At 38.4% G+C, this 12,307-nt stretch carries 12 protein-coding genes; 5 read left to right on the top strand and 7 right to left on the bottom strand.

Annotated elements, in window-relative coordinates:
* Window positions 1–114 precede the first annotated feature (114 nt).
* A complete protein-coding gene (locus ACTJKC_RS20055; RefSeq protein WP_440794708.1) occupies window positions 115–465 on the top strand; it encodes a hypothetical protein in 351 nt (116 codons plus the stop codon).
* Window positions 466–1,013: 548 nt separating this feature from the next.
* Window positions 1,014–1,646: a phosphatase PAP2 family protein gene (locus tag ACTJKC_RS20050; protein ID WP_440794706.1), complete on the top strand. Its 633-nt coding sequence runs from the start codon at window positions 1,014–1,016 to the stop codon at window positions 1,644–1,646.
* On the opposite strand, the gene ACTJKC_RS20045 is transcribed toward ACTJKC_RS20050, so the two are convergent.
* On the bottom strand, window positions 1,636–2,238 hold the full coding sequence (locus tag ACTJKC_RS20045) for a Crp/Fnr family transcriptional regulator (protein WP_440794704.1): 603 nt from the start codon (window positions 2,236–2,238) through the stop codon (window positions 1,636–1,638). The genes ACTJKC_RS20050 and ACTJKC_RS20045 overlap by 11 nt on opposite strands.
* A gap of 213 nt (window positions 2,239–2,451) precedes the next feature.
* On the opposite strand from ACTJKC_RS20045, the gene ACTJKC_RS20040 reads away from it, so the two are divergent.
* Window positions 2,452–3,117 (top strand): HAD family hydrolase, encoded by a 666-nt coding sequence (locus ACTJKC_RS20040; protein ID WP_440794702.1) that lies wholly within the window; start codon window positions 2,452–2,454, stop codon window positions 3,115–3,117.
* Window positions 3,118–3,188: 71 nt separating this feature from the next.
* Here the strand turns inward: ACTJKC_RS20040 and ACTJKC_RS20035 are convergent, their stop codons facing one another.
* A complete protein-coding gene (locus ACTJKC_RS20035; protein WP_440794700.1) occupies window positions 3,189–4,361 on the bottom strand; it encodes an aldose epimerase family protein in 1,173 nt (390 codons plus the stop codon).
* 348 nt (window positions 4,362–4,709) lie between these two features.
* Here ACTJKC_RS20035 and mgrA point away from each other — a divergent pair, with 348 nt between their 5' ends.
* A complete protein-coding gene (gene mgrA / locus ACTJKC_RS20030) occupies window positions 4,710–5,699 on the top strand; it encodes an L-glyceraldehyde 3-phosphate reductase (protein ID WP_440794698.1) in 990 nt (329 codons plus the stop codon).
* Window positions 5,700–5,870: 171 nt separating this feature from the next.
* A complete protein-coding gene (locus tag ACTJKC_RS20025) occupies window positions 5,871–6,812 on the top strand; it encodes a cation diffusion facilitator family transporter (RefSeq protein WP_440794696.1) in 942 nt (313 codons plus the stop codon).
* A gap of 87 nt (window positions 6,813–6,899) precedes the next feature.
* Here ACTJKC_RS20025 and ACTJKC_RS20020 read toward each other — a convergent pair whose 3' ends face one another.
* The 5 genes from ACTJKC_RS20020 to ACTJKC_RS20000 form a co-directional block, all read right to left on the bottom strand.
* Window positions 6,900–7,829, bottom strand: coding sequence for an NADP-dependent oxidoreductase (locus ACTJKC_RS20020; RefSeq protein ID WP_440794694.1), 930 nt, complete (start codon window positions 7,827–7,829; stop codon window positions 6,900–6,902).
* Window positions 7,830–7,840: 11 nt separating this feature from the next.
* On the bottom strand, window positions 7,841–9,214 hold the full coding sequence (locus tag ACTJKC_RS20015; RefSeq protein ID WP_440794692.1) for an NAD-dependent succinate-semialdehyde dehydrogenase: 1,374 nt from the start codon (window positions 9,212–9,214) through the stop codon (window positions 7,841–7,843).
* Window positions 9,215–9,265: 51 nt separating this feature from the next.
* Window positions 9,266–10,420, bottom strand: coding sequence for an ATP-binding protein (locus ACTJKC_RS20010; protein WP_440794690.1), 1,155 nt, complete (start codon window positions 10,418–10,420; stop codon window positions 9,266–9,268).
* 96 nt (window positions 10,421–10,516) lie between these two features.
* The gene (locus ACTJKC_RS20005) at window positions 10,517–11,692 is read right to left on the bottom strand and encodes a DUF3095 domain-containing protein (protein WP_440794688.1); all 1,176 of its coding nucleotides are present in this window, start codon (window positions 11,690–11,692) and stop codon (window positions 10,517–10,519) included.
* An 88-nt stretch (window positions 11,693–11,780) separates the two neighbouring features.
* Window positions 11,781–12,275 (bottom strand): RICIN domain-containing protein, encoded by a 495-nt coding sequence (locus tag ACTJKC_RS20000; protein ID WP_440794686.1) that lies wholly within the window; start codon window positions 12,273–12,275, stop codon window positions 11,781–11,783.
* Between the last annotated feature and the right edge of the window lie 32 nt (window positions 12,276–12,307).

The raw sequence follows: 12,307 nt of genomic DNA, 5'->3' as shown, positions 1-12,307 counted from the left end.
AAAATTTATGCTTGTTTGAAATTTGCTATTGATTTCTGTCAAATTCAGCTTAACTTTGACTTGCTAAAAACGGTATTGGCACTTTGGCCATTTTCGTTTATTCATCCCGTCAATATGAAAAAATTATCTCTCCTTCTGTTATTATCGGCCGGTGCATTTTATGCCAAAAGTCAAACTTTAGTATTGGCTAAAGATGCCGCTCAGTACGTAGGTAAAAATGTGACCATCTGCGATTCGGTTTACAGCACAAAGGGATTGGAAAAGTTAACTTTGATTAATTTAGGTGGTGCTTATCCAAAAGAACTCATTACCGTGGTTATCAATAAAGAAGACGAAGGTAAATTTCCTTCAGAACCTTCAAGCATGTTTATGGGTAATAAAATCTGCGTAACCGGCATTGTAACCGAATTTAAAGGCAAAAAACAGATTGTTGTTACCGATCCAAAGCAGATTGTTGTAAAATAACCTTCCAACATATTTTATTATAGTTGAGTGATTTGTAACCTCTATATAAAGTAACACTGCAAACTATTAACTTCGAATTGTATTAATTGTTTAACCTGGTTAACTGGTGCAGCTTAATAGCTTTGATCGTTATACATAGCAAAAAACAACCTAAGCACCTCCTCATTTAAAGGAGGTGGCTTCGGCTGGAGCGTTAACACTAAATTATTATTTATGGAATAAATGTAGAGTGGTGTGCTTCTTCAGTCGGCAGGAAATTAATCCTGCCAACCTCGTAAGCATAGATATCCTTATTATCTGGTTCGAAGATTCAAAATCATTTTAACATATCATAACGGTTTATACATATAGGCTTATTTCCTTGATGAATCGTTTTATTTCCTTGATGAATTTTTCTCACTACTGTAGTTTTGTTGCACCAAAAATCAAATATTTTATATCGTACCAGATTTTAGAAATATGGTTGATTTCCTAAAAACCATCAAAATTTTATTTCTATTGACATAAAATCCATAGTTTTGATTTTTGATCAGCCTATGTCCATCCTTTTGAAACGAAATACTTTAATTTTTATCCTGCTGGTACTGATTGTAGCATTTACAGGATTAAGCATTTTTATAGCCCAACATCCGATATTCGATGCTGATATTAAAATTTCGCTGTTTATTCAGCAATTCCATGCCGATTGGTTAGATAAAGTAATGCTGGCCATCAGCTTTTTTGGCGAACTGCCCTATTCGTTACTTTCGGTTGTAGTGGTAGCCGCCATTTTCTATTGGAAAAAATACAAGCGTGAAGGAATCTTCATTTCGACCGTTTTATTATCCGGACTGATAATTTTAGGCATAAAAAATGTAATTAACCGCCCAAGGCCAACAGCATTTTACGTTCGTTTGGTAGAAGTAAACCGTTTTCAAAGCTACCCAAGCGGGCACGTATTATCTTATACGCTATTTTTTGGCTTTCTGATTATCCTCATGTATAATCTGGAGAACATCCCGAAACGCACTAAAAATACCGTTACTTATCTGTCTGCCTTTCTGATTGTTACCATTGCCCCTTCAAGAATCTATTTAGGAGCACACTGGTTTACCGATACCGTTGGCGGATTTTTACTGGGACTGATCTGCCTTTTCCCCTTATGTTACTTCTACTTTAAAAAGGAACGGGTTAATCCTTAAGTTTTTCCTTTTTTCTGATTCTGCTTAAAGTTTCAATGCGGATGCCGAGATAACTGGCTAAAAACTTTAACGGAACCCTGAACTTTATGTTCGGGTGGCCATCTTTAAATTGCCTGTAACGTGCTTCTGCAGAAGGTATTCTGGATAAAATAGAACGCTCCTGCGACAGGTGATAATGAATGGCCAGAAGTTTCCGAGCCAACACATTAGTTTCGGGGAACTGCGCATACATCTCATCGATAAAGCGGTATGGAAGAATAAGCAGGTCTGAATCTTCCAGGGCCTGAAACTGCTCCTGGTAAGTAGGTTTAAGCGTACCAGGGTTTCTGATGCTTCCAATTAAATGATTTTCATCAATCAACCATGAAGTAATGTCTTTGCCTTCATCCACAATAAAGCCGCGGACTAAACCTTTGATAATAAAATATAAACAATCTCCATGTAATTCGCTAAAACAAGGTAAAATATTGTTTTTACGTACAGAAACCATAAATGTTTCGGCCCTTGCCTGCTCGATTATTTTTTCGCACAGCGGTTCCAGATCATTTAAATATTTAATAAGCGGTTCACTTTCATGCCTGGCAGCATCCATAACATTATCCCGGTTTTTAAAACAATGCAAGCTATTACTTGTATGCCGGATTTCCAAATACGCAAACGGGTGCAGGCGTTAAAAATTATATTTATGCAGATTTATTTACCAACATGTTCCGATTTATAGATACAGGAATAATCTAAATGTTAAATTTTGGATTGATGTCCCTATTTTAACTTAATCATCAAAAAATCTGATAATTTTGCCGCCATGATAATTCCTAAACCTAAAGCCTTTCTCTTCGATTTAAACGGTACCATGATTAACGACATGGCTTTTCATAATGAGGCATGGCATAGTATCCTTACGCAGGATTTAGGTGCTAGCATCAGCTTCGATGCGGTAAAAAAACAGATGTACGGTAAAAACCAGGACCTTTTAGAACGTGTTTTTGGTGTTGGCCATTTTTCTCAGGAGCAGATTGATCAGATCTCCATTGAAAAAGAACACCGGTACCAGGCCGCGTATAAAAAACATTTAACGCTGATTGCCGGATTAAAGGAGTTTATGGAAAAGGCAAAACAATCAGGTATTCAAATGGCCATCGGTTCGGCTGCAATTCCTTTTAATATCAATTTTGTACTCGATAATTTAAATATCCGTTCCTACTTTAAAACAATAGTGAGTGCCGAAGATGTGGTAAACAGCAAGCCTGATCCAGAAACTTTTACCAAAGGTGCTCAGATTTTAGGCATTGATGCCAGCGAATGTATTGTTTTTGAAGATGCACCAAAAGGTGTTGAAGCGGCACAAAATGCGGGGATGAAATGTATAGCGCTTACTACCATGCATACCAAAGAGGAGTTTTCGGCTTATAATAACATCATTGCTTTTATAGAAGATTATACCGATCCGGTTTTACAGGATCTTTTCTAAACAAATACGGCCTGTGTTTCCACAGACCGTATATCATGTTATCATTATTGAGATGTAGGGATTACCAAAAATTATTTGGTAAATTTATAGATTGAACTTGATTTATAAACCTGGCCAGGCTTCAATACTGTCGATGGAAATGCAGGCTGGTTAGGAGAATCGGGGAAATGCTGGGTTTCCATTGCTATTGCCGTTCTGAAATCATCTTTTGCACCCGATTTAAAGGTATTTTTACTTTGCATAAAATTACCACTATAAAACTGTAAACCAGGTTCTTGCGTATAAATATCCATTACAATTCCTGATTTATCTCCTTTAACAGTAGCTGCATGAAACATACCCATCGCTTTGGTTTTACTGAGCACGTAATTATGATCGTAACCTTTCCCGAAAGTTAATTGTTCGTTTTTGTCGTTTATGCGTGCACCTATCGTTGTTGCTTTGTTAAAATCGAAAGGTGTTCCTGCAACTTTTTCAATTTTCCCTGTTGGGATCAGGGTCGAATCTACTGGAGTATATCCATCAGCATAAATTTGCACTTCATGGTTTAAAATCGTTCCGCTTCCATCGCCATTTAAATTAAAAAACGCATGGTTGGTTAAATTTACCACCGTTGTCTTATCTGTTTTGGCTTCATAATCCATTTTTAATTCATTATCATCGGTTAAAGTATAAGTAACCTTAACATCTAAATTGCCCGGAAAATTTTCATCGCCATCTTTTGATAAATAACGTAATACTAAAGTATTAGCTGCTGGTTGGGTAGCATCCCAAACCACGTATTGATAACCTTTTTTCCCTCCATGGAGCGTATTTTGACCATTATTGGTAAATAATGAATAGGTTTTACCTTCAAGTGTAAATTTTCCTTTGGCAATTCGGTTGCCGTAGCGGCCAATGGTTGCACCAAAATACGGCTCTGTCGATTTTTCATAGTCGCTTACACTTTTAAAACCCACCACAACATCAACCAGTTTACCATCTTTATCGGGTACCAATAAACTCACCAAACGCCCGCCGTAATTGGTAAAAATAGCTTCCGCATTGTTCTTATTTTTCAAAGTGTATAAAGCGGTTTGTTTGCCGTCAATTTCTTTTTTAAAAGAATCGGGAAATAATTTTACAATCGCTGCAGAGTCGCTTTTTAAACTATCTGTTGAGGAAGATTTGTTGGTTTCAGATTGGCAGGATGCAAATCCGATTGCAGCCAGAACGCCGAGGCCCGCTAATGATTTTAATTTCATAAAATGGAATACTTGGTTTAGATTTTATTTATTTTTTAAATATAAGTATATCACTTAACAATACAAATAAAACGATTTAGATGATTGTAAAGCCATATAGTAAAGAATTATTTACTTTAAGCAGCACCAATGAGATGATTTGTAGAAATGATGATGACAAAATGTAGAAATACTATAAAAGAGATGAAACCGCCTTTACAAAGCATCTTCGTACCGTCATTGCTGAGAAGTCTTTTTCAATTGGATGGCCCCGGCTTTCCGGAAGTATAATATTTAATAGCTAAAATCTAAGTCAGCATTCCTTAAAATCCATTGAAACTGATTATTATTGCGTTCTAATCATAAAATATGAATCAGCCTATATCTGCAGAACGCTACGATAAAATGTTATACCGCCGTTGTGGCAAGAGCGGCATTAAATTACCAGCCATTTCATTGGGTTTATGGCATAATTTCGGACATGTTAATGTTTTTGAGAACAGCAAGAACTTAATTTACACCGTTTTTAATAATGGCATTACCCACTTCGATTTAGCCAACAACTATGGTCCGCCTCCGGGTTCGGCAGAAGAAGTTTTTGGTAAAATCCTTCACGAAGATTTTAAAGGCTACCGCGATGAAATGATTATTTCGAGCAAAGCCGGATATACCATGTGGGATGGCCCATACGGAGACTGGGGATCGAAAAAATATCTGGTATCGAGTCTAGATCAAAGTTTAAAACGCATGAAACTGGATTATGTTGATATTTTTTATCATCACCGCCCCGATCCGGAAACCCCACTCGAAGAAACCATGGGTGCTTTAAGTTTAATGGTGCAGCAAGGAAAGGCTTTGTATGCAGGTATCTCAAACTATCAGGCGAAAGAAGCTGAAAAGGCCATTAAAATTTTAAAAGACAATGGTACACCTTGTTTAATACACCAGCCAAAATATTCGATGTTTGAGCGTTGGGTTGAAGGTGGCTTACTTGATGTTTTAGAAAACAATGGTGTAGGCTGTATTCCATTTTCACCTTTAGCGCAAGGATTGCTTACCGATAAATATTTGCACGGTATTCCGGCTGACTCGAGGGTGGCCACCAGCGGCATTTTCTTAAAAGAAAGCAACATAACCCCTGAAAAAATTGAAGTAATTGGTAAATTAAATGAAGTAGCAAAAGCCCGCGGACAAAAACTGGCACACATGGCTTTATCATGGATTTTAAAAGACAATAGAATTACAACAGTATTAATAGGTGCCAGTAAACCAGAACAGATTACAGATTCAATTAAAGCTTTAGATAATATAACATTTAGTGAAGAAGAGATTAAATTAATTGATGAAATTTTAGGTTAAAATTCCAAAATAGTCGTCATCCAGACTAGAGCATCGCAAAATGGAGAAATCTTTGAACTTATCAAAGATTTCTTCGACGCGATAGAAATGACGATCCTGTTCGTTTGTACTTTTCAAAACCAAATCAGATTAAAACCGTTTAAGAAATGAATCCTTTTCGTTTCTTAAACTATGGCAAGAGCCAACAATTCTATTTACAGCGCATTAGCGGCCAATTTATTAATTGCAGTAACCAAATTTATTGCAGGGGCTTTTACCAACAGCTCGTCAATGATTGCCGAAGGCATCCACTCTACAGTTGATACCAGTAACCAACTTTTATTACTTTATGGATTAAAAAGAAGTGTAAAACCACCAGACAAATCGCGGCCTTTTGGCTATGGTAAAGAGCTGTATTTCTGGTCATTTATTGTATCGATCATGATTTTTGGTTTAGGTGGTGTGGTCTCTATTTCACAAGGCATTGCACACATCCGTCACCCTGAAATTTTGGGAAACCCCACATGGAATTATGTGGTACTGGGTTTATCATTCCTATTCGAAGGCGCCTCTTTAATCATCGCGATGAAAGAGTTTAATAAAACACGCAAAGGTTTGCCCTGGTGGAAAGCGATTATTAAAAGTAAAGATCCATCAGGCTTTTTAGTGCTTTTTGAAGATGGAGCAGCTGTTTTAGGATTGCTGATCGTATTTATATTTATGGTACTGAGCCATAACTTAAATCTGCCGTTTTTAGACGGACTGGCTTCTGTTCTGGTAGGTACACTGTTAATTTTTGTATCTTTTATACTGGCGAGGGAAAGTCGTAGTTTATTAATGGGTGAAGGTTTAACTTCCGAAACCCAGCAAAAAATTAAGGAACTGGCAGAAAATGATCAGGATGTGATTACAGTAACGAGTATTTTATCTCAATATCAATCGCCAAAGGAAGTATTGCTGGTACTGATCCTGACATTTAAAGCAGAATTAAATACCACCGATTTAACCAATGCCATTGACAGGCTTAGGGACAAAATAAAATCAGAATATAATGTAATTAAGTTTGTAATTATCCAGCCACAATCAGCTGATGTTGCGGAGAACGATTTTAGCAGGGATATTTATCTGGAGTAAACTTGTTTTTAAGCATAGAGATAGGCGCAAAGAGCAGAGAGTTTATTTTTTATTGTCCTCCTGAAAAATTCAGGAGGACTTGATCTTCTAAATTACCTGCAATACAATTTTCCCTCTTGTGTGCCCTTGCTCACTTTCGGTTTGAGCCTGTTTTGCACTGGTAAAAGGTAAAACTTTTTCGATAACAGGCTTAACCTTACCCGAATCGATAAGCGTAGCAATTTCAGTCAATTGCCCTGGAATTGATTGAGCGGTAAAACCAATAATGTGAACGTTTTTCGCTTTTGCTTCTGTTATAAACTCTGGCATTAATGTGGTAATTATCCTTCCTCCTGCTTTTAGTACGTTTAGTGATTTTAGCTGGGTTTCTCCGCCTATCGTATCTAAAACCAGGTCAACATCGCTTAAAACTTTCTCAAAGTCTTCCATTTTATAATCGATTACTTCATCCACGCCCAAGCGTTTCAAAAAATCGGCATTGGCGTTTGATGCGGTACCAATTACATGTGCGCCCTTCCATTTCGCAAATTGTACGGCATAGGTTCCTACTCCACCTGCTGCTGCATGGATCAATACCTTTTGTCCGGCTTTTAACAAACCATGATCGAATAATCCTTGCCAGGCCGTTAAACCTGCCAAAGGTACGGCCGCTGCTTCAGTATGCCCAATGCTGGCAGGTTTAATACTAATGATGTTTGCTTTTACCACAATGTACTCGGCATAAGCGCCATTTTTTGTCGGATCTGGCCTGCCATACACTTCATCTCCCTTCCTAAAGGCACTTACTTTTTCACCTAAATCTTCAATTGTACCAGAAACATCCCACCCGAGGGTTAAAGGTAATTTTGCCGGGAATTTCTCTTTCCTTTGTCCTTCTCTGATTTTCCAGTCAACCGGATTTACGCTGGTGGCATGCACTTTAATTAATACTTCATCGGGTGCTGGCTGAGGTACAGGAATTTCATCTATAGATAATACTTCCGATCCGCCAAACTCATGGATTCTAACTGCTTTCATATAGGTTATTATTATTTGATGTAGACGGTTTTAATATTCACAAATTCGTGGATACCGAACATGCCTAATTCGCGGCCATAGCCAGATTGATTGATACCTCCAAAAGGCAATGCGGGATCTGATTTAACACCCTCGTTTACAAAACAAGAGCCTGCTGCGAGTTTATTTCGGGCAATATCTTCTGCCAGTGCTGCATTTTCGGTAAAAACGGCTGCACCTAATCCAAAATTGGTATCGTTAGCCATGCGGATGGCATCTTTGGTATCTTTTGCGATTATAATGGCAGCAACAGGACCGAATATTTCCTCATCGTATGCCAGTATGCCTTTTTTAACGTCAGTTAGTATAGTGGGCTGATAATAGGCATGTGCACCTTCCATGTCCGGAATTTCGCCACCCAGAATACATTTGGCGCCCTGTCCGATACTTTTCAAAACCTGCTGATGCAATTCGTCACGGAGCTCTGCCCTGGCCATCGGGCCCAGGTCTGTATCATCCTGCAATGGATCGCCAGTTTTTTTATTTTCCATTTCGGCTTTAAAAAGTCTGGTAAACTGCTCTTCTACCGATTTTACCACGATAAAACGTTTTGCAGCAATACAACTTTGTCCGTTATTGATTAACCTGGCTTCAGCGCATATTTTTGCGGCTTTCTCTAAATCGGCATCTTCCAGAACCACATAAGGATCGCTTCCACCAAGTTCCAAAACCGTTTTTTTAATCAAATTACCTGCCTGTCCGGCTACTTTTTTACCTGCCTCAGTACTACCGGTGAGGGTTACGGCTTTGATGTAAGGATTTTCGATTACTTTCGAAATGGCGTTACTGCTGCAAATCAGCGTTTTAAAAACATTAGACGGAAAACCAGCATCTTCAATTATTTTTTCGATTTCGATGGCGCAGCCTGTAACACCAGATGAATGTTTTAACACACCGCAATTACCCGCCATTAATGCAGGAGCCAGAAAGCGAAATACCTGCCAGAAAGGAAAATTCCACGGCATGATAGCCAATACTACACCGATTGGCTGAAAACTCACATAGCTCTTAGACGCACTTGTTTTTATGGTTTGATCTGCTAAAAATTCTGCGCCGTTTTTAGCATAATATTCGCAAACTGAGGCGCATTTAAGAACTTCGGCAACTCCGGCTTTTAAGGGTTTACCCATTTCTAAAGCCATCAGTTCAGCCAGTTGATCTTTACGTTCGGTTAAAAGTTTCGAAACTTCTGTTAAGAGCCTGGCACGGCTATCAAAATCCGTCTCTTTGTAATTTAACCATGCCTGATGTACCAGATCAATTTTCTGATTGATCAGGTCTTCCGAATCTTCCTGATAGTTTTTTATGATTGCCCCGTTTACAGGGTTTATAGATAAAATGCTCATTTATCAATAACAATTGAGCATTTAAGATTGTGTTTATTATTTGAATATTAATCAGGCTGGAGATACCAGGGGGATATCAAAATGGAAGGTTGATCCTTTGGAGTACTCACTTTCTACCCAAATTTTGCCGTTATGGCGGTTAATAATTTCTGCGCTGAGGTATAAACCGATACCAAAGCCTGAAATGCTTTTGGTCTGTTGATTTTCTACCCGGTAAAAACGATCGAAAAGCCTTGCTAAATCCTGCTTCTGAATCCCGATCCCATTATCGGTTACACGTACATTTACCCGGTTTTCTATAACTTCTGATTCGACCTGAATGGTGCTGCCCTGCGCCGAGTATTTCATTGCATTGCTGATTAGATTTGCAATAACAGAACTCATTTTTTCCTTATCCGCATGAACCATTTTAGACTCACCTTCAATAAAATTGATCTCATAGGAAGAATCGATCAAACGGGCGTCTTCCACAACATCACAAATGAGTTTATCAAGGTCAAAATCAGATTTGATGAGTTGAATTTTTCCTGATTCAAGACGTGATACGTTTAAAAACGAACCAATCATGGTGGTCATCTTGCGAATCTGCTTTTGAACCTTATCAAGCGTGGTGATTAAAAAGCCATCTGATAACGGCTTATTCTGCATCAGTTGAACGTAAGCGCTAATGGAAGTGAGTGGTGTTTTTAACTCATGACTCACCATACTGATAAAATCGTGTTTCTGCTGGTCTTCTTTAATACTGATCATTAACTGCTCTTCTTCCAGTGCTTCGCGCTGCAGCTCATTTTCTTTAATAATTTTTCGGGCGAGAACCATATCGCTGACATCGCTTGCTGTATGTAAAATGCAGTATGGCAAACCTGATTCGTCTTTTATCGCCTTGTATTCGTAACTATAATAAGCAGTATGTAACTGACCGTCTTTCATGGTTTCGGCCGCAATGGCATCTCCCTGATCGGTGATTCCTGTTAACAGCACATTTTTGAGCATATTGATAAAAGGCTGTCCTTTTAGTTCCGGCACAGCTTCTTCCAAAGGTTTTCCGATAACAGAGCGGTCTTTGCCCCAAAAGGCAATCATGGCGTCGTTGGCCATTTCAATTACAATATCTTCAGAGGTATAAATGGCTGTTGCATCTTTTGATAAAGCAAGAACATTTAACAATTGATCGCTACTTAAAGCTCTGGAAGAATGACGGCCCATGGATATTTGAAGATTAAAATGCTTATCGTGATTTACCTTTTGTAATATTTTAGGTATATAAGATACAAGTGGCTGCCCTAAATGTTTGGGTGGTGGTTAAATGTTATCAGTATTTTTCATTTTTTCGCGTATTTTTTGCTTCAGAATTCCGGCGGCCTGGGTGTAACCTCCTTCTGCCCCATCAACAAAATGAATATGATCGTCATCCAAATCCCTTACGTAACAAGACATAATCGATTCGCCGCTTACATAAAGTGCATATAGAATTTCATCTTTGCCCTCCAGTACGTTTAATGCTTTTTGCAAGGTTAAACGCTGTTTTTCTGTTCCGGTAATTACGGTATTGATGCGGCCGTCCATCACCAGGGTATCAGACATGGCTACGAGCTGTTTAAGGTAATTTTTTCCGCTCTCCGTCCGGAAATAGATATATCCATAAATGTTGATGAACCATGATTTAATGAGTTCAACAAATTTAATTTTACCTAAGCGGTGTTTCATTTCTTTGCCCAGGCTGTTAAAACTCGTCCTGAAAATCAGTTTAGAAACCGAAATCGGCTGACGCTTTTCGGGTGTGCCATAAATCTGATCGAGGTGACGAATCACTTTACTAAATACCTCTGCCTGCTGCCTGTAATCGCGGGCAATTACAATCAGGGTTACAATTTCTTCGCTATTCTCTGGCGGTTCAATTTTATCCCAGCGGCATTGCATTCCACTTAAATCTATTTCATCGTTGGCGGTATCATGACCTGATAACAGATAATCATCGCCTTTGATCATTTTCTCAGCATAAGCTAAGCCATCACCTAAAATAATGGGGATTGAAAATGTTTCAGAACTGCTAAACCTGCTGATCTGCAGGCTATGGTTGCGGGCGTAAATCTCCTCAACCGGTATAATGCCTACCCTCAAATCGAGACTGAAATTTTCGAGGGTATTATCTTTGTATTTTAACAGGGATTTCATTACCTCATCTACAATACCCGGAGGAATGATAAAGGTTGCCCCGTCTCCTCCAAAGAAAAATGGCACCGTAATATTGGCCTTAAATGCGATATTAAGCACGGCTACAATACTGCCGGTTGCAATAAGGTTTACATTTTCATGTAAACCAGCATTAACGGCGGCTGTAGAACTTTTAATATCAGTGATGATTACATGCCAATCTGCAGGTATTCCTTTAAATAAATGATTTTTAACCAATAACTGATGTAAAGGAATTTTATTTACGGGCAGGTTAGCATAGAAATGATCGTTGTTATCTGGCATAATGATATTGAGAATGGAACATCCTAATATACGTATTCGAAGATAAACTGTATTTCAAATTGTTAAACCGGTAATCCTGAGTTTTTATCTACATGGTTGGTGCCTGTCCGTATATCGTCCATTGCTGCTCCCTGGTTTTTATTTTTTTGGCCAGGATAATGGCAGAATTGGTAGTTCCTTTTTTATCTTCTGGTGTAATGTAAAGATCGGTTCCTTTAAGTTTAATGAGGTAAATGTCTTTTCCAACAGATTCAAATTCGTATTGCTGGTTGGCACCGCCCAGGGTTAAAGGTTGTTCTTCTAAAACTCCCTCAGCAGGTTTAGGTTGAAAAGTTTTCCCAGTAAAGAGGTTCTTTAACTGATAGGTGTTTCCCTCAACAGCAATAAAATTCCAGGTCATGCATTTCCAGTTCTGCGGATTGTAAGCTACCAAAGGTGTTCCATTTTTACCACTGGCATCTTTAACCCGCAACAACATGCCTGTAAGCACATTTTTAATGGCGTAATTTCCTTTTATGGCCTGAGCCAAAACAACCTGATTAATTAACAATGCACAGCCAAGCGTTAAAAGATATTTTCTCATCACACTAATATAGCCAATTTGTTAACCTCAGA

This window comes from Pedobacter sp. 22226 (assembly GCF_052045455.1).
In the GTDB taxonomy this organism is placed as follows: Bacteria; Bacteroidota; Bacteroidia; order Sphingobacteriales; family Sphingobacteriaceae; genus Pedobacter; species Pedobacter jeongneungensis.
Note: the sequence above shows the minus strand (reverse complement) of the source record. Positions and strands in the feature narration are given on the sequence as shown.

Bases quoted from the DNA above. Each gene is read 5' to 3' on its own strand.
- ACTJKC_RS20055 (WP_440794708.1), top strand. From the start codon at position 115: ATGAAAAAATTATCTCTCCTTCTGTTATTATCGGCCGGTGCATTTTAT.
- ACTJKC_RS20045 (WP_440794704.1), bottom strand. From the start codon at position 2,238: ATGGATGCTGCCAGGCATGAAAGTGAACCGCTTATTAAATATTTAAAT.
- ACTJKC_RS20040 (WP_440794702.1), top strand. From the start codon at position 2,452: ATGATAATTCCTAAACCTAAAGCCTTTCTCTTCGATTTAAACGGTACC.
- ACTJKC_RS20035 (WP_440794700.1), bottom strand. From the start codon at position 4,361: ATGAAATTAAAATCATTAGCGGGCCTCGGCGTTCTGGCTGCAATCGGA.
- mgrA (WP_440794698.1), top strand. From the start codon at position 4,710: ATGAATCAGCCTATATCTGCAGAACGCTACGATAAAATGTTATACCGC.
- ACTJKC_RS20025 (WP_440794696.1), top strand. From the start codon at position 5,871: ATGGCAAGAGCCAACAATTCTATTTACAGCGCATTAGCGGCCAATTTA.
- ACTJKC_RS20020 (WP_440794694.1), bottom strand. From the start codon at position 7,829: ATGAAAGCAGTTAGAATCCATGAGTTTGGCGGATCGGAAGTATTATCT.
- ACTJKC_RS20015 (WP_440794692.1), bottom strand. From the start codon at position 9,214: ATGAGCATTTTATCTATAAACCCTGTAAACGGGGCAATCATAAAAAAC.
- ACTJKC_RS20010 (WP_440794690.1), bottom strand. From the start codon at position 10,420: ATGGGCCGTCATTCTTCCAGAGCTTTAAGTAGCGATCAATTGTTAAAT.
- ACTJKC_RS20005 (WP_440794688.1), bottom strand. From the start codon at position 11,692: ATGCCAGATAACAACGATCATTTCTATGCTAACCTGCCCGTAAATAAA.
- ACTJKC_RS20000 (WP_440794686.1), bottom strand. From the start codon at position 12,275: ATGAGAAAATATCTTTTAACGCTTGGCTGTGCATTGTTAATTAATCAG.